This is a genomic window from Photorhabdus sp. HUG-39 (assembly GCF_963878365.1).
In the GTDB taxonomy this organism is placed as follows: Bacteria; Pseudomonadota; Gammaproteobacteria; order Enterobacterales; family Enterobacteriaceae; genus Photorhabdus; species Photorhabdus kayaii.
In genome coordinates this window covers 1-17,362 of record NZ_CAWNWY010000021.1, presented here as the reverse complement: position 1 = coordinate 17,362, position 17,362 = coordinate 1, and the positions used below count along the sequence as shown (strand labels likewise).

At 43.1% G+C, this 17,362-nt stretch carries 13 protein-coding genes; 9 read left to right on the top strand and 4 right to left on the bottom strand.

The features are described from left to right. Nucleotides 1–286: 286 nt before the first annotated feature. Nucleotides 287–2,923 carry a phosphoenolpyruvate carboxylase gene (gene ppc, locus AAC155_RS14285; RefSeq protein WP_113042966.1) on the bottom strand — a complete coding sequence of 879 codons (2,637 nt, stop codon included), beginning with the start codon at nt 2,921–2,923 and terminating at the stop codon, nt 287–289. Nucleotides 2,924–3,205: 282 nt separating this feature from the next. Continuing rightward, nucleotides 3,206–4,363 carry an acetylornithine deacetylase gene (argE, locus tag AAC155_RS14280; protein WP_113042964.1) on the bottom strand — a complete coding sequence of 386 codons (1,158 nt, stop codon included), beginning with the start codon at nt 4,361–4,363 and terminating at the stop codon, nt 3,206–3,208. Nucleotides 4,364–4,465: 102 nt separating this feature from the next. On the opposite strand from argE, the gene argC reads away from it, so the two are divergent. From argC to oxyR, 5 genes are all read left to right on the top strand, one after another. Then, on the top strand, nt 4,466–5,470 hold the full coding sequence (gene argC / locus AAC155_RS14275) for an N-acetyl-gamma-glutamyl-phosphate reductase (RefSeq protein ID WP_113042962.1): 1,005 nt from the start codon (nt 4,466–4,468) through the stop codon (nt 5,468–5,470). 25 nt (nt 5,471–5,495) lie between these two features. Further along, the gene (argB, locus tag AAC155_RS14270) at nt 5,496–6,269 is read left to right on the top strand and encodes an acetylglutamate kinase (RefSeq protein WP_113042960.1); all 774 of its coding nucleotides are present in this window, start codon (nt 5,496–5,498) and stop codon (nt 6,267–6,269) included. A gap of 68 nt (nt 6,270–6,337) precedes the next feature. Then, nucleotides 6,338–7,552: an argininosuccinate synthase gene (locus AAC155_RS14265; RefSeq protein WP_113042958.1), complete on the top strand. Its 1,215-nt coding sequence runs from the start codon at nt 6,338–6,340 to the stop codon at nt 7,550–7,552. Between the two features lie 152 nt (nt 7,553–7,704). Beyond that, a complete protein-coding gene (gene argH / locus AAC155_RS14260) occupies nt 7,705–9,084 on the top strand; it encodes an argininosuccinate lyase (RefSeq protein ID WP_113042956.1) in 1,380 nt (459 codons plus the stop codon). 155 nt (nt 9,085–9,239) lie between these two features. After that, complete coding sequence (gene oxyR, locus AAC155_RS14255) at nt 9,240–10,145, top strand: DNA-binding transcriptional regulator OxyR (protein WP_113042954.1); 906 nt, start codon at nt 9,240–9,242, stop codon at nt 10,143–10,145. Here the strand turns inward: oxyR and sthA are convergent. Continuing rightward, nucleotides 10,137–11,534 carry a Si-specific NAD(P)(+) transhydrogenase gene (gene sthA / locus AAC155_RS14250; RefSeq protein WP_113042952.1) on the bottom strand — a complete coding sequence of 466 codons (1,398 nt, stop codon included), beginning with the start codon at nt 11,532–11,534 and terminating at the stop codon, nt 10,137–10,139. The two genes, oxyR and sthA, sit on opposite strands and share 9 nt — an antisense overlap. 374 nt (nt 11,535–11,908) lie before the next feature. On the opposite strand from sthA, the gene fabR reads away from it, so the two are divergent. Together fabR and AAC155_RS14240 are read left to right on the top strand one after the other, a co-directional pair. After that, nucleotides 11,909–12,553 (top strand): HTH-type transcriptional repressor FabR, encoded by a 645-nt coding sequence (gene fabR, locus AAC155_RS14245; RefSeq protein WP_011148806.1) that lies wholly within the window; start codon nt 11,909–11,911, stop codon nt 12,551–12,553. A 23-nt stretch (nt 12,554–12,576) separates the two neighbouring features. Then, nucleotides 12,577–12,948, top strand: coding sequence for a YijD family membrane protein (locus tag AAC155_RS14240; protein ID WP_113043069.1), 372 nt, complete (start codon nt 12,577–12,579; stop codon nt 12,946–12,948). Nucleotides 12,949–13,010: 62 nt separating this feature from the next. Here AAC155_RS14240 and trmA read toward each other — a convergent pair whose 3' ends face one another. Next, nucleotides 13,011–14,111, bottom strand: coding sequence for a tRNA (uridine(54)-C5)-methyltransferase TrmA (gene trmA / locus AAC155_RS14235; protein WP_223121506.1), 1,101 nt, complete (start codon nt 14,109–14,111; stop codon nt 13,011–13,013). A gap of 183 nt (nt 14,112–14,294) precedes the next feature. Here trmA and btuB point away from each other — a divergent pair, with 183 nt between their 5' ends. Together btuB and murI are read left to right on the top strand one after the other, a co-directional pair. Next, nucleotides 14,295–16,154, top strand: coding sequence for a TonB-dependent vitamin B12 receptor BtuB (gene btuB, locus AAC155_RS14230; RefSeq protein ID WP_113042951.1), 1,860 nt, complete (start codon nt 14,295–14,297; stop codon nt 16,152–16,154). Beyond that, nucleotides 16,099–16,962 carry a glutamate racemase gene (gene murI / locus AAC155_RS14225; protein ID WP_112878932.1) on the top strand — a complete coding sequence of 288 codons (864 nt, stop codon included), beginning with the start codon at nt 16,099–16,101 and terminating at the stop codon, nt 16,960–16,962. Before btuB ends, murI begins: the two co-directional genes overlap by 56 nt. The last annotated feature ends 400 nt before the right edge of the window (nt 16,963–17,362 follow it).

Below are 17,362 nucleotides of genomic sequence, written 5' to 3'. Positions count from 1 at the left end.
GGAAAAGCACAATTCTAGGGAAGTGGGCGAAAATCACATTATTAAATTTTATTTATGTAATGATCGAAATTTTTGCGGGGGTTATTGTTTGCTTGCTTATCTCACTGAGGAACAAAGGTGGACAAATAATAAGGAGTTTTTCTTTAATTGCTTCGCCTGGTGAGAAATAACTCCTTTTTCGTTGTCTATTGAGCACATTTTGTGCTGGGTTGTTTGGGAAAGATTCCAGTACTGTGCTCAATAGTGTCACTATAATCGCGTGGAGGTTGTTTCCTCCTGACAGCAACTAACCTGTATTTCGCATTCCTGCTGCGATACCGGCAATGGTGACCATCAACGCTTGTTCAACCTGAGGATCGGGATGTTGCTGCTGACGGGAACGCAGTAATAGTTCTGCCTGTAAGACGTTGAGTGGATCAGTGTAAACATTACGTAGGGCGATTGATTCTGCAATCCATGGTAGATCTGCCATCAGGTGTTCATCTTTAGAAATGGTTAATACCGTCTTAATATCTGCGGAAAGTTGCTCGCGCAGTTTCTGACCTAACGGCCATAAGTTCTTATCTACCAGACGATGATCATAATATTCCGCTAGCCACAAATCAGCTTTGGCGAAGACCATTTCCAACATACCAATCCGAGTGGTAAAAAAAGGCCAATCACGGCACATTTCTGCTAATACATCCTGTTTCCCATCATTTATAACTTGTTGTAGCGCGGTGCCTGCACCTAACCAGGCTGGCAACATTAGGCGATTCTGTGTCCAGGCGAAAATCCACGGGATAGCGCGTAAACTTTCTACTCCACCCGCCGGATGACGTTTGGCTGGACGAGAACCTAAAGGCAGTTTAGCTAATTCCTGTTCTGGTGTTGCCGCACGGAAATAAGGTACAAAATCGGGCTGTTCACGTACATAATCGCGATACATCTTGCAGGAAATATCAGACAGGGTATCCATCACCTGATGCCATTCTGGTTTAGGCTCCGGCGGTGGTAGGAGGTTTGCTTCCAGAATCGCACTGGCATATAAGGCTAAGCTACTGATAGTGACCTGTGGCAGACCGAATTTAAAGCGGATCATTTCACCCTGTTCAGTCACGCGCAGGCCACCTTTCAGGCTTCCCGGTGGTTGGGAAAGCAGAGCAGCATGTGCTGGTGCGCCGCCACGGCCAATGGTACCGCCGCGACCGTGGAACAAGGTCAGCGTGACGCCTTCTTTTTCACAAGCTTTGATTAGTGCATCTTGTGCGCGGTATTGCGCCCATCCCGCAGCCATCACCCCGGCATCTTTTGCCGAGTCAGAGTAGCCAATCATCACCATCTGTTTGTCCTGAATCAGAGTGCGATACCATTTAATATTCATTAATTGCTGAATGACATTTTCGGCATTATTCAGGTCATCAAGGGTTTCGAACAATGGGGCAACGGGTAAAGTGAACGGACAACCGGCTTCTGTCAGTAGCAAGTGAACCGCTAATACATCAGAAGGTACTTTAGCCATTGAGATAACGTAAGCGGCGATAGCGTCTTGAGGTGACTCGGCAATGACTTTACAGGTTGCGAAAACCTCTTGCGTTTCAGCGCTTGGTTGCCAGTTATGTGGGATCAATGGACGTTTGGAGTGCAGTTCATACAGTAGGAAAGCCTGTTTTTCTTCTTCTGACCAACTGGCGTAGTCACCTAATTCTAGGTATTGCGTCAGTTCAGAAACGGCAGTTGTATGGCGAGTGCTTTCTTGGCGTACATCAATACGTACCAGCGATAAGCCGAAACAACGGATACGGCGTAAGATATCTAATAATTGACCGTTGGCGATGATTTCCATCCCGCAGGTTTTTAGTGACTGATAACAGGCGTAAAGTGGTTGCCAAAGCTGTTCGTTATCCACCAGCAAATCAGTTGGTGGCAGAACTTGTTCTCCTTTCAGTTGTTTCTCCAAATAGGTCAATGTATTGCTGAGTTGTGTCCGCAACTTTTTAGCAATTTCTCGGTAAGGTTCTAGAATTTCATCACCACCTGCTAATTTACGAACTTCTGGTGTACATTCAGACATGGATAGCTCAGAAACCAGAACCTGAATGTCTTTTAGGAATAGATCGGCTGCTTTCCAGCGGCTAAGCAGTAATACATGACGAGTGACTTCAGAGGTGACATTCGGGTTGCCGTCTCGGTCGCCGCCCATCCAGGAAGTAAAGCGGACAGGTACCGCTTCAACTGGCAGGCTGTAATCAATTGACTCTTCCAGTTGTTCATTGAATTCACGCAGGAATGCTGGCACAGCCTCCCACAAGCTGTTTTCCACCATAGCAAACCCCCACTTCGCTTCATCAATTGGGGTAGGACGGATTTTGCGGATTTCATCGGTATGCCATGATTGGGCAATTAACTGGCGCAGGCGGCGCATAATGTTATTACGCTCATAATCCGCCAGATCATCGTGATCGAGTTGCGATAGACAGGTGTTAACGGCTACCAGTTTATGGATCAATGTACGACGAGCGATTTCAGTTGGGTGAGCGGTGAGAACCAGTTCAATAGACAGTTCATTTACCGCTTTTTTCAGATCGTCATTATTGAAATTTTTTTCTTTTAAGCGGGTGAATAATTTCGCTAACGCAACGGGGTTGCTGGCAGCTTCACCATGCGGGGAGATACTGTGATATTGTTCTGCGACGTTTGTCAGGTTGAGAAATTGATTGAAAGCACGGGCAACGGGTAGCAATTCATTATTAGATAGGTTTTGCAATGTAGATAATAGCTGCTGGCGGTGTGCTTCATTACCTGCGCGGGACGATTTGGATAATTTGCGGATAGTCTCAACTTTATCGAGAATATCTTCCCCTAAAGCTTCTTTGATCGTGTCTCCGAGCAGCTTACCTAGCATGCTGACATTACTACGCATTGCAGAATATTGTTGGTTCATGTGACTCTTAGCCTTTATTGCTGGCAGAATGTTGATTCTGTTCCTGTAGAAAAATTTTATTTAAGTGGCGGGAAGTTATTTTTTGTGGCGCCACAGTGTTGCATTGACCCTAAGCCCTCATATTCATATCAGAAAATAATCAGTTTGGGCGAAATTTCTAAAATTTAATGGTAGGTCATGGTCTATAAGTATTACTTATGTATCAGGAAGCTTGGGAAGAGTACTTTTGTTAATTGTTATGATGCTTGAGTCCCCCTGACTTTTGGGGGACGAGTAAAGCAATTAATCATTGCTTAGACAAAAATGATCTATTAACTGAGAAATTATCTTTCTGGTGGGTTTAATAAATGACATATCAATGAACTCATCCGGTTGATGTGCCTGTTCAATAGAACCAGGGCCAAGGACTAAAGTTGGGCATACTTTCTGAATGAATGGTGCTTCGGTACAGTAGTTGACCGTTTCAGCTTTGCGGCCTAGCAGTTTCTCAATCACGTCAACCATCTTGTGATCAGTTGGGCATTCATAACCGGGAATAGGGGAATGTAATTCATCGATAGTTAAGCGGCCAGGCCAGCGTTGCTTCACTGGTTCCAGTGCTTCATTTAGCAGTCCGTTCAGATCCTGTAACGTTAGTCCCGGTAACGGGCGAATATCCATATGCAATTCACAATGGGCACAAATACGGTTTACTGCGTCACCTCCATGAATATAGCCGAAGTTCATGGTTGGGTGTGGAATGGTAAATGCCGGGTTGTTGTAACGCTCTTTTAGCGTATTGCGTAGTTCAATCAGGTGACCAATAGATTCGTGCATCAAGTCAATGGCGTTTATACCACGGTCTGGATCACTGGAGTGCCCGGATTGGCCAACAATGCGGATAGCGTTCGATAAATGTCCTTTGTGTGCACAGATAGGATGCAATGAAGTGGGTTCACCAATAATAGCGAAATCTGGGCGGATAGTGGTACTTGCAGCAAAATAGCGGGCTCCCGCCATTGTCGTCTCTTCATCTGCGGTTGCCAGAATGTACAGCGGACGGGTTATTTTACTGACATCAATGTCCCGCAACGCATCAATAATAAAGGCGAAAAAGCCTTTCATGTCTGCTGTACCTAAACCGTACAGTTTGTTATCGCGTTCTGTCAGGGTGAACGGATCTTTCGTCCAGAGCCCTTCGTCAAAGGGTACGGTATCAGTGTGTCCACACAATAGTAATCCACCTAGGCCACGCCCCAATGTTGCTAGTAGATTGTATTTTCCGAGGGCTTCGGGGACGGGCTGTATCTCAATCTCGAAACCAATTTCTTTCAGCCAACTTGCCAATAGGTTGATGAGAGACTCGTTACTTTGGTCAATACTGACATCGGTGGCGCTGATAGATGGCGTCGCGATTAATTGCCGAAATAGCTCAATAAATGGAGGTAATTTAATATTCACTGTTGACAGCCTTTATTCATGATAGTATCAATATTCATGCATTTTTTTTGAATAAAAATACATTATCCCGTTTGAATACTGAGCATAAGGTAAAGATATCCTATGTTGAATACGTTGGTTGTTGGTGCAAGTGGTTACACCGGAGCAGAACTGGCAGCATATCTGCATCGTCATCCGCATACGAATCTGATTAGACTCATGGTTTCTGCTCAGAGCGTTGATGCAGATAAATGCTTCTCAGATTTACATCCACAGTATAAAGGCATTGTTGATCTACCGCTGCAACCGCTGACTGATATTATTAATGCTGCTAAAGGGATTGATGTGGTTTTCCTTGCCACCGCCCATGAAGTTAGTCATGACATTGCGCCGTTATTTCTGGCAGCAGGTTGCATTGTATTCGATCTCTCCGGTGCCTACCGCGTACAAAATGCTCAGATTTATCAACAATACTACGGATTCAAACATAAGCATACTGAATGGTTAGCACAAGCAGTATATGGACTTGCCGAATGGCAGGCTGAAAAAATCAAACAGGCCCAATTAGTTGCTGTACCGGGATGTTACCCAACAGTTTCTCAACTCTCCCTAAAACCGTTGTTGGAAAATAGTTTGCTGGATACCAGCCATTGGCCGGTGATTAATGCTACTAGTGGTGTAAGTGGAGCAGGCCGGAAAGCCAGCATGACCAACAGTTTCTGCGAAATCAGTTTGCAACCTTATGGAATATTTACCCATCGTCATCAACCGGAGATTGAGGAACATCTGGGAACCAAAGTGGTTTTTACTCCACATCTTGGCAATTTCGCGCGGGGTATTCTTGCCACAATTACCTGTAAGTTGAAGCCGGGTGTTACCGTAGGACAGATAGATGAGGTGTATCGTCAAGCATACAAAGATAAGCCATTGGTAAGGCTTTATAGCAAAGGAGTGCCAGCATTGAAATCCGTTGTTGGGTTACCGTTCTGTGATATCGGTTTTGTTGTACAGGGTGACCATCTGATTATTGTGGGTACTGAGGATAATCTTTTGAAGGGCGCGGCAGCTCAGGCAGTTCAGTGTATGAATATACGTTTTGGGTTTGAAGAAACTCAGGCATTATTTTAATTATTGACGTGAAGGAGTAGAGCAGATGGAACCTTTAGTCATAAAGTTAGGTGGCGTGTTACTGGACAATGAAGAAGCATTGGAACGTGTGTTTACTGCATTACAGGAATATCGGCAAACACACGAACGCCAGTTGGTTATTGTTCATGGGGGGGGGTATCTGGTGGATGAGCTGATGGAAAAGTTGCAGCTACCGATAGTGAAGGAACAAGGATTACGAGTAACACCCGCTGATCAGATTGGGATTATCACTGGCGCATTGGCTGGTATCGCCAATAAGACCTTGTTGTCGTGGGCGACTAAATATCAACTTGCATCAGTTGGATTATATTTAGGAGATGGTAATGTGGTCATGGTTTCCCAACTGAGTGAAGAGTTGGGGCATGTGGGGAAAGCGATGCCGGGCGATGCTAAGTTGCTGAAAATGTTATTGGATGCGGGTTATATGCCTATTATCAGCTCGATTGGTGTAACGGATAAAGGGGAGCTGATGAATGTGAATGCCGATCAGGCAGCAACGGCGATAGCTCAGACACTAGGTGCTGATTTGATATTGCTCTCTGATGTTAGTGGTATTTTGGATGGTAAAGGGCAGAGAATCCCTGACATAAATGTTGAGAAAGCAGAACAACTTATTGCTCACGGCATCATTACTGACGGCATGATTGTGAAGGTGAATGCCGCTCTAGATGCAGCTAGAACATTAGATCGTCCGGTAGATATCGCCAGTTGGCGTCATGCAGATCAACTGACCGATCTATTTAACGGTGTTCCCGTCGGTACTCGTATTCTGGCTTAAATTAAGTTTGATTAATTTTCGGCAAATCTTTGCTGATAAATAACAACGGAATTTCAAAGGGTAACTTCATGCATACTAAAGATATTAAAAAAATCGTTCTTGCTTATTCTGGTGGTCTGGATACTTCTGCCATTATTCCTTGGCTGAAGGAACATTATGGCAACTGTGAAGTTGTTGCGTTTGTTGCCGATGTGGGGCAAAGCCGTGAAGATTTGGAAGGCGTGGAGCAGAAAGCTTTGCGTTCTGGCGCATCAGAATGTCACGTTGTGGATCTGCGTGAGGAATTCATTAAAGATTATGTTTATCCGGTACTGAAAACCGGTGCTCTGTATGAAGGTAGCTATTTGTTGGGCACTTCAATGGCACGCCCCATTATTGCTAAAGCACAGGTTGAATTGGCACTGAAAGTGGGAGCAGATGCACTTGCTCATGGTGCAACAGGTAAGGGTAACGATCAGGTTCGGTTTGAAAGCACTTATACGGCATTAGCCCCCCAGCTAAAAGTAGTTGCACCGTGGAGAGAGTGGGATTTGCGTTCCCGTGAAGCGTTGCTGGATTATCTGAAAGCGCGAGATATTCCAACCACCGCAACATTGGAGAAAATTTACAGCCGTGATGAGAATGCGTGGCATATCTCTACCGAAGGTGGCGTACTGGAAAGTACTTGGAATGCATCTAATAAAGATTGTTGGGTGTGGACAGTCGATCCAGAAGAGGCACCAGATGAAGCTGAATTGGTCAGTGTCACTATTGAGAAAGGCGAGGTTGTTGGGGTTAGCGGCAAGGTGATGTCTCCATATCAATGCCTTGAAGCGCTGAACATTCTGGGCGTAAAACATGGTATCGGCCGTATCGATATCGTGGAAAACCGGCTGGTGGGAATGAAATCTCGTGGTTGTTATGAGACGCCGGGAGGAACCATCATGATGGCTGCGTTGCGTGGTGTTGAACAACTGGTTCTGGACCGTGATAGCTTTAAATGGCGTCAGCAGCTTGGGCTAGAAATGTCTTATGTCGTTTATGACGGACGTTGGTTTGCCCCGCTACGTCAATCTATTCAGGCCGCGGCTGAGACGTTGGCTGCGGATGTCAGCGGTGAAGTAGTACTGAAACTCTATAAAGGTCAGGTAACAGCGATCCAGAAAAGATCAACAAATAGCCTTTATTCTGAAGCGTTTGCAACGTTTGGTGAAGATGAGGTTTACGATCACAGCCATGCAGCAGGATTTATCCGTCTGTATTCTCTCCCTTCGCGCATTCGAGCATTAAATAGTAAAGAGTAATTTCATCGTTCGTAGTTATGGAGGTAATGACCAGATCGTGAATTCATCCTTGTATTTGATTTATCGAGTCTATTATCTCCATGTTGCGAATGAAATTGCTGTTTATGAAAGGTAATCAATCACTCAGACATCAGATAATCAGGAACGAAAATATGGCACTCTGGGGCGGGCGTTTCAGTCAGAAAGCAGATCAACGGTTTAAACAATTTAACGATTCACTTCGCTTTGATTATCGGTTGGCGGAACAGGACATTACCGGTTCAGTTGCATGGTCGAAAGCGTTGATAACGGTTGGTGTGCTGACCGTTGAAGAACAACAAAGACTGGAGCTGGCATTAAATGAATTGTTGAATGAGGTTCAGGCTAACCCACAAGCCATCTTGCAAAGTGGTGCAGAAGATATCCATAGTTGGGTAGAAGGGCAGTTGATCAGTAAAGTTGGCGATTTGGGTAAGAAGCTCCACACTGGTCGTAGCCGTAACGATCAGGTGGCAACAGATCTCAAACTTTGGTGTAAAGAATACATATCACATCTCCATCAGGCAATTGTGGAGTTACAGCAGGCATTGGTGATTACTGCGGAGAATAATCAGGATGCAGTGATGCCGGGCTATACCCATCTGCAAAGAGCGCAGCCTATCACATTTGCTCACTGGTGCTTGGCATATGTAGAAATGTTGGTCCGAGATGAAAGTCGGTTACAGGATACTTTGAAACGGCTGGATACCAGCCCGCTTGGGTGTGGTGCATTGGCTGGAGCCGCTTATGATATTGACCGCGAACAACTAGCATCATGGCTAGGTTTTGTTTCAGCGACGCGTAACAGTTTGGATAGCGTTTCAGATCGTGACCATGTATTGGAACTGCTATCTAATGCCAGTATCAGTATGATCCATCTTTCCCGTTTTGCGGAAGACCTAATTTTCTTTAATAGCGGTGAAGCCGGGTTTATTGAACTGTCAGATCGAGTCACTTCCGGTTCTTCTCTGATGCCACAGAAGAAAAACCCGGATGCACTGGAGTTAATTCGTGGGAAATGTGGCCGGGTGCAGGGGGCATTGACCGGTATGATGATGACCTTGAAAGGTTTGCCGCTAGCCTACAATAAAGATATGCAGGAGGATAAAGAAGGGCTATTCGATGCGCTGGATACTTGGCTGGATTGTTTACATATGTCCGCGTTGGTGTTAGATGGTATTCAGGTCAGGCGTTCACGTTGTGCGGAAGCAGCTAAACAGGGCTATGCTAACGCGACCGAATTAGCTGATTATTTGGTTGCAAAAGGTGTTCCATTCCGAGAAGCTCACCATATTGTTGGGGAAATTGTGATTATGGCGCTTGCCCAGGGGCAGGCATTGGAAGCGTTGTCATTGGCAGAGTTGCAGAAGTTCAGTAGTGCAATTAGTGAAGATGTATATGATATTTTGTCTTTGCAATCTTGTCTGGACAAACGCCTTGCAAAGGGGGGAGTGTCGCAAAAACAGGTTATGAAAGCGATTGCAGAGGCTAAACAGAGGCTAAAATTAAGTTAGTCATCATAATAGTAGGGGGATTAATTTATCCCCTATAAAATAAATGAGAGCTTTATATATAAGTTCTTAAGGATTATCTGATAGTCTTTTCCTCACATTGATATAATTATCTATTGGTAGTTTCTATCATTTATATTAAATATGTTGAGGTGGGAATGAATATCCGCGATCTGGAATATCTTGTGGCGCTTGCGGAGCATCGGCACTTCCGCCATGCTGCTGATTCTTGCCACGTTAGCCAGCCTACGTTAAGCGGGCAAATTCGTAAGCTTGAGGATGATCTGGGTGTCATGTTATTGGAGCGCACCAGCCGTAAAGTTTTGTTCACGCAACAAGGGATGTTATTAGTAGAACAAGCCAGAACAGTTCTCCGCGAGGTGAGGATTTTGCAGGAAATGGCGTCACTTCAAGGGGAAAACATGTCTGGTCCTCTGCATATTGGTTTGATCCCGACGGTTGGTCCATATCTGTTGCCTCATATTATCCCTGGGCTTCATAGTTTGTTTCCTAAGTTGGAAATGTATCTATATGAAGCCCAGACTCAAAGTCTGTTAGCCCAGTTGGATAGTGGAAAATTGGACTGTGCGATTCTGGCAATGGTTAAGGAGACAAGAGCTTTCATTGAAGTGCCATTGTTTGAAGAACCCATGAAACTAGCTATCTATGATGGTCATCCTTGGGCAGAGCGTAAAAAAATCGCTATGGATGAATTGGCAGGTGAAAAATTGTTGATGTTAGAAGATGGTCATTGCTTGCGTGATCAGGCAATGGGGTTCTGTTTTCAGGCGGGCGCGAAGGAAGATACCCATTTTCGTGCAACCAGTTTGGAAACCCTGCGTAATATGGTTGCTGCCGGTAGTGGAATAACCTTATTGCCTGATCTGGCAGTGCCACAAGAGAAAAAACGTGATGGCGTCTGTTATCTGGAGTGTAGCAGCCCTGAACCTAAGCGGTCTGTTGTTTTGATTTATCGTCCTGGTTCACCTCTGCGTGGTCGCTATGAGCAACTAGCAGAGGCTATTAGAGCTAAAATGGGCACTTATTACGGGCAATCAAAATAGCCGGTTAAGCCCGTTTAAAGCCGCGACACGATAGGCTTCAGCCATAGTTGGATAGTTGAAAGTAGTATTGACGAAATATTCGATAGTATTACTTTCACCTTTCTGTTCCATAATCGCTTGGCCGATATGAATAATTTCAGCCGCACGTTCCCCGAAACAATGAATGCCAAGAATCTCTTTTGTTTCCCGGTGGAACAGTATTTTCAAACTTCCTACGTTCATCCCCGCAATTTGCGCGCGCGCAAGATGTTTAAATTGCGCGCGTCCAACTTCATAAGGCACTTTCATTGCTGTTAATTGTTGTTCGGTTTTACCTACAGAGCTAATTTCAGGAATGGTATAGATACCCGTTGGAATATCTTCAATCAGATGAACTTCGGCGTTTCCTTTCGTCATCGCTTGGGCGGCAATTCGACCTTGATCATAAGCAGCTGAGGCCAGGCTTGGATAGCCGATAACATCTCCTACAGCGTAAATATTTTCGTTGCTAGTTTGATAGATCTTATTAACTTTCAGTAAACCGCGGCTATCTGCTTCTAGACCAACGTTTTTTAGTCCTAAAGTATCCGTATTACCTGTTCGACCATTAGCATAAAGCAGACAGTCAGCTTTGACTTTTTTACCGGATTTAAGGTGAACGATAACACCATCATCAACACCTTCAATTTTAGAATATTCTTCATTGTGGCGGATCACTATACCGCTATTCCAGAAATGGTAAGAAAGTGCATCTGACATCTCTTGATCAAGGAAAGCGAGTAAGTGATTACGCGTGTTAATCAAATCAACTTTTACGCCTAATCCACGGAAGATTGAAGCATATTCGCAACCAATCACTCCGGCACCGTAAATAATGACATGCCGTGGTTCATGATCCAGTTTCAGAATGGAATCGCTGTTATAAATACGGGAATGAGTGAAATCGACATCTGGCGGACAATATGGGCGAGAACCCGTTGCGATAATAATTTTATCTGCGCTTAAAATATCGTGGTTATCGTCGGCATAGCGCACACTCACCCGGTGGTCATCAATGAATGTTGCTTCCCCGGAAAACATACGACACCCATTACGTTCGTAAAATCCTTGACGCATTCTAGTTTGCTGATTAATTACCATTTCAGCACGGCGTAAGATTTCAGCAAATGAAGAGCGAAGAATGCGGGAATTATCACTGTACAGAGGGTTTTGGTTAAATTCAATAATACGACTGACGGCGTGGCGGAGGGCTTTCGACGGGATGGTACCCCAATGAGTACAACCACCGCCGACATTATTATAGCGTTCAATAACAGCAACGCTTTTACCCTGTTTCACCAATCCCATTGCTGCTCCTTCTCCACCGGGACCAGAACCAATGACAATGGCGTCAAAATGAATATGTTGCATAGAGGAAATACCTGTTTTTACACAAAATTACAACGCTATATTAACATCGGTTGACTTAATAACCCAATCCTCATAAGGAGTTTATGTCATCGTTTAGGGTGAATTGAACATAGTTTTACTCGCTATGCTAATACCATGAAGTTTTTGGAAAAAAAATAATTATCTAACGATCGAATTAACAAAGGGGGAATGCTCCCTTAATGATTTTCTGACTACGCGTAGTCACTTTTATCATCTTAATATCTAATAAGAAAATGCGCTGAGAAAATGACATGGATCATTATAAATGACATGACAAGCATATCATTACGGCAAACGCGTTAAAATTTGGTATATTTCCTAACATGTAGTTCAGATAAAGAGTCAGGATTCGTGTGAGTAACATTATCGGCATCAGAGCGAAACAGAAAGAAAAAACTCGTCGTTCACTGATTGAAGCTGCTTTCAGCCAGTTGAGTGCCGAAAGGAGTTTTACCAGCCTTAGCTTGCGTGAAGTCGCCCGTGAAGCAGGTATTGCACCTACTTCATTTTATCGTCATTTCCGCGATGTTGATGAGCTTGGGCTCACTATGGTGGATGAAAGTGGTTTGATGTTACGTCAGTTAATGAGGCAAGCCCGGCAACGTATTGCTAAAGGTGGCAGTGTCATCCGTACGTCTGTTTCAACTTTTATGGAATTTATCGGTAATAACCCAAATGCATTCCGATTATTATTACGTGAACGTTCAGGGACTTCTGCTGAATTTCGTGCCGCTGTCGCACGGGAAATACAACATTTTATTGCTGAGCTGGCAGACTATTTAGAACAGGAAAGCTGTATGCCGAGGCATTTTACTGAAGTGCAGGCAGAGGCAATGGTAACAATAGTATTCAGTGCAGGTGCAGAAGCACTGGATATTGATTTGGAGAAAAGACAGCGTTTAGAAGAACGTTTAGTCTTGCAGCTACGGATGATTGCTAAAGGTGCATATTATTGGTATCGCAAAGAAATGAACCCACCGAACCCTAAACTTAAATAACTATGAAGGAGGAGAACGAAATGATGGAACAATATCGCCAGGACAAAAGTACATTGTTACTCGCTTTTATTGTCGGATTAGCAACGAATGGAACGTTTTCAGCAGTTTTTAGCTCAGTTGTTTCTTTTTCAGTTTTCCCATTGATAACATTGATTTTATCAATTTATTGTATCCACCAGCGCTATTTGAATTACTCAATGCCAGATGGGATGCCTAAGTTGGTTGTCGCCTGTTTCCTCTTAGGATTATTTAGTTATAGTGCGATTATCAGAGTTGAATACCCTGAAATTGGCTCTAATTTTCTGCCCGCAGTAATGGGTACCGTACTGGTATTTTGGATTTACAGAAAGGTAAAAATTCGTAAAAACAAAGCAATTACAGAAAATTGCCATTAATTGATGAAAAACGCCGGAGAGATCTATCTGCCGGCGTTTTTGTTTTATATGTTCGTCAAGTATCAGTTTAATTTTTCCAGAAGCACGCCGCATTCCATATGATGAGTATAAGGAAACTGATCAAACAGAGCCAGATGGCTAATTTTATGCGTTTGGGTTAATGTTTCCAGATTATGGCAAAGGGTTTCCGGGTTACAGGAAATATAAAGAATCCGTGGATATGTTTGGACCATCTCAAGCGTTTTTTCATCAAGGCCGCTACGTGGCGGATCGACAAAGATAGTCTCACATTGATAGCTTTTTAAATTGATTCCCTGAAGGCGATTAAATTCGCGTTCACCATTCATTGCTTGGGTGAACTCCTCTGCTGACATTCGGATAATTTGTACATTATCAATACCGTTGGCTGCAATGTTGTATTGAGCGGCAGCAACGGATGGCTTGGCAATTTCTGTTGCCAATACTCGTTCAAAATTTTGAGCTAATGCCAGAGAGAAATTGCCATTACCACAATAGAGCTCAAGTAAATCACCTTTTGAATCTTTGGTAATATTAATTGCCCATTCAAGCATATGAATATTGACGCTAGCATTTGGTTGGGTGAAGCTGTTTTCCACTTGGCGATAAATCATTTTTCGGCCTGCAACAGGTAAAACCTCATCAATATAGTCATGATCCAATGTGATTTTGGTTTTAGCGGCTCTGCCAATTAACTCAACGTCAAATCCTTTATTTCTTAACGCTTCACGCAGTCTTAATGCCTGTTGTGTCCATTCATCACCCAATTTTTTGTGATAAAGCAGAGAAACAAGGATTTTATTACTGCAAGTAGACAGATAATCAATTTGAAATAGCTTATGACGCAAGATCTGTTCAGATCTAATGGAGTCAATTAATACTACCATCATTTTGTTGATTAACTTACTGGCGACAGGGAATTGAACAAGGCGAATACGCTGTTTCGTCTGTTGATCGAACATAATATGGTACAAATCATCCTGCTCATGCCAGATTCGAAATTCTGCTCGCATTCTGTAATGAGATAGCGGTGAGCGGAAAACCTCTGGCCCCGGGGGTTGGAAAGGCGCCATCATGTTTTTTAAACGGCTGACTTTCTCCGTCAGTTGCTGTTCATAGCTTTCCGTTGGCAGGAGATTTTGCATTATGTTTGTTCTCTTATATCTGTAGTAAGAAAAATTTTCGTGCAAAATTGTAGGGGAAGAGCAAAGAATGTCCAGTTTTCTTATTACTCATACACGATCCTGTCTATGCTTACTATTATGAATAGGTTCAACGCTTCATCGTAGCGTGTCCTTCTAACAATAAATTGTGGGATGTTTTCTCTCATGATAAATAAAAAGCGGTTATTATTATCCACTGTTTCAATCATGGTAATTTCTGGTTGGAATCAAGCCTCTGTTGCGGTGGAGTCGCAGGATTCATTGGTTGTGACGGCGAGTCGTTTTAAACAGCCGGTATCAAGCATACTGGCTGCTTATACTGTTGTAACACGGGATGAAATTGATCGTTGGCAGTCAAATAGTGTAGCCGATATTTTGCGTCGTCTACCCGGTGTTGATATTGCGCGGCATGGAGGTATTGGGCAGTTAAGCTCTTTGTTTATACGTGGTACTCATGCTAGTCATGTATTGGTACTGATAGATGGAATACGTTTGAATCAAGCGGGCATCAGTGGCTCCTCTGATTTAAGCCAAATACCTGTATCATTGGTTCAGAAAATTGAATATATCCGTGGGCCACGTTCCGCTGTTTATGGTTCTGATGCTATTGGTGGTGTTATTAATATCATCACTACTAGAGAGAAACTAGGAACCAGCCTTAATGTAGGTATCGGCTCACATGGTTATCAAACTTATGATGGTGCAACTCAACAAACGATAGCTGAAAATACAGTTCTGACAGCAGCAGCCAACTATACTTATACCAAAGGATACGATGTTGTTGCTGATGGTAATACCGGTGGTTTTAGACAACCTGATCGTGATGGCTTCATGAGCAAAATGCTTTGGTTGGGAGTCGATCAAAAATTTAATGAGCAAGTCAGTGGATTTGTTCGAGCTTATGGCTATAACAATAGAACATCTTATGATGCGGATATTAATTGGAGCTATCCATATGCCAGACCTGATACTCGTGAACTTTATAGTCGCCACTATGACATGGGAGTCAGATTTAACCAAGGGATCTACTCATCCCAGTTAATTACCAGTTATAGTCATACAAAAGATTATAACTTTGATCCTCAATATGGACGCTATGATAAGTCTGCTAGCCTTAATGATTCTGAACAATATAACTTGCAATGGGGGAATACTTTTCAGCTATATCAGGGCATGGTCAGTACCGGTGTGGATTTCCAAGAACAATCGATAGAAGCTGGAACCAGTTATATTCCGAAGAGTAAAACAGTACGTAATACAGGAATGTATCTGACAGCACAGCAACAGCTGAAAGATTTTATTTTAGAAGGTGCAATTCGTTCAGATAAACATTCAGAAGCTGGCTGGAATACTACATGGCAAGCCAGTTTAGGTTGGGAGTTTATTAAAGATTATCGCTTGATCGCTTCTTATGGTACGGCATTTAAGGCTCCAACGCTTAGCCAGATGTATGGTTTTGGTGGTAATCATGATTTGAAGCCGGAAGAAAGTAAACAATGGGAAGGCGGTATTGAAGGCGTCACAGGCCAGCTAAATTGGCGTCTGACTGTATATCGCAATGAGATTGAGCAATTGATCGATTATGCAAATAGTCGCTACTACAATATTGGTAAAGCAAAAATTAAAGGTGTTGAGTGGACTAGCTTAATAGACACTGGCATATTTCAGCATCAATTGACAATACAGTATATTGACCCCCGTAATAGTGAAACTAATGAAATTTTAGTTCGTCGTGCGAAGCAGCAAGTGAAATATCAACTTGACTGGCAGTTATATGATTTTGATTGGGGGTTAACTTATCAATATCTAGGGCGGCGTTATGACAAGGATTTCAGTACATTCCCGGCTAAGAGTGTGAAATTAGGTGGCGTCAGCTTTTGGGATTTAACAGTTTCATATCCAATCACTTCTTATCTGACAATTCGTGCTAGAATAGCCAACCTGCTTGATAAAGATTACGAGACAGTTTATGGCTATCGCATTCCAGGACGTGAATACTACCTCACTGGGAGCTATAACTTCTGATTTAAATAAAGCCGCACGCCCAACAGTTTTAGTGTTTGATTCTGGGGTAGGCGGCTTATCTATTTACCAAGAGATCCGACAATTATTACCAGATCTCCATTATATATATGTTTTTGATAACGAAGCATTCCCTTATGGTGAAAAATCGGAAGAGTTTATTGTTGAACGAGTCGTTCAAATTGTTGGTGCTGTTCAGCAAAAACACCTTCTGACAATAGTGGTTATTGCATGTAACACTGCCAGTACAGTCAGCTTGCCAGCTCTACGTGAGCGGTTCAGCTTTCCGGTTGTTGGTGTGGTTCCAGCGATAAAACCTGCTGCAAAGTTAACTCGTAATGGTGTCGTTGGATTATTGGCGACTAGAGCAACAGTTAATCGTTCCTATACAAAAGAACTTATCGAAAAGTTTGCGACAGGTTGCAGGATTGAATCTATAGGTTCTTCTGAATTAGTAGAATTAGCTGAAATTAAACTGCATGGTGGTAAGGTTTCTTCCGATATTTTAAAAAAGATACTGAAACCGTGGCTTAGAATGAAAAAACCACCTGATACAGTGGTATTGGGTTGTACCCATTTTCCACTATTAGCAGAAGAATTAGTTCAGATATTACCTGATGGCACGCGTTTAATTGATTCTGGTGTTGCTATTGCTCGAAGAACGGCTTGGTTGGTTAAACATCAGAATAATCTTGTTTGCACTTCAGCAGATAGTCTTGCTTATTGTATGAAAGTGAATGCTGATACTGATGCATTAATCCCCGTTTTGCAGGAGTATGGATTTTCAAAACTAGAAAAATTGATAACTTAAGTTAAATTTGATGAAATAATCATCGGTCGTTAACTTTTTTCAAAATAATTATTGCCAGCGCCAAAGAACGCCCTATAATGCGCCACCACTGACCGACACAACGCTGATAAACATTGTGAGGTCGGGCAGAGAAAAAGCTAATAAGCGCTTGACTCTGCGGGCGAAAGGCGTAGTATACGCAGCCCGGCTGAACGAGAATATCACGTTTTATTTCAGCCTGCTCTTTAACAATTAATCAGACAATCTGTGTGGGCACTCACAAGACCGTATCACAAAAAATACGTTTTAAAGTCTTGAAGAGTGAACAACAGTTAATTCATTACGAATTAATTTAGTAACGTTATTTTGGCAGGATAACGCGAAGGCAAGCGAGCAGCACCGAGACAGTACCTCAGTACGG

Excerpts from the sequence above, each read along its gene's own strand:
- btuB (WP_113042951.1), top strand. The coding sequence starts at position 14,295 with ATGATAAATAAAAAGCGGTTATTATTATCCACTGTTTCAATCATGGTA.
- sthA (WP_113042952.1), bottom strand. The coding sequence starts at position 11,534 with ATGCAACATATTCATTTTGACGCCATTGTCATTGGTTCTGGTCCCGGT.
- argB (WP_113042960.1), top strand. The coding sequence starts at position 5,496 with ATGGAACCTTTAGTCATAAAGTTAGGTGGCGTGTTACTGGACAATGAA.
- trmA (WP_223121506.1), bottom strand. The coding sequence starts at position 14,111 with ATGCAAAATCTCCTGCCAACGGAAAGCTATGAACAGCAACTGACGGAG.
- argH (WP_113042956.1), top strand. The coding sequence starts at position 7,705 with ATGGCACTCTGGGGCGGGCGTTTCAGTCAGAAAGCAGATCAACGGTTT.
- AAC155_RS14265 (WP_113042958.1), top strand. The coding sequence starts at position 6,338 with ATGCATACTAAAGATATTAAAAAAATCGTTCTTGCTTATTCTGGTGGT.
- argC (WP_113042962.1), top strand. The coding sequence starts at position 4,466 with ATGTTGAATACGTTGGTTGTTGGTGCAAGTGGTTACACCGGAGCAGAA.
- murI (WP_112878932.1), top strand. The coding sequence starts at position 16,099 with ATGGCTATCGCATTCCAGGACGTGAATACTACCTCACTGGGAGCTATA.
- ppc (WP_113042966.1), bottom strand. The coding sequence starts at position 2,923 with ATGAACCAACAATATTCTGCAATGCGTAGTAATGTCAGCATGCTAGGT.
- AAC155_RS14240 (WP_113043069.1), top strand. The coding sequence starts at position 12,577 with ATGGAACAATATCGCCAGGACAAAAGTACATTGTTACTCGCTTTTATT.
- oxyR (WP_113042954.1), top strand. The coding sequence starts at position 9,240 with ATGAATATCCGCGATCTGGAATATCTTGTGGCGCTTGCGGAGCATCGG.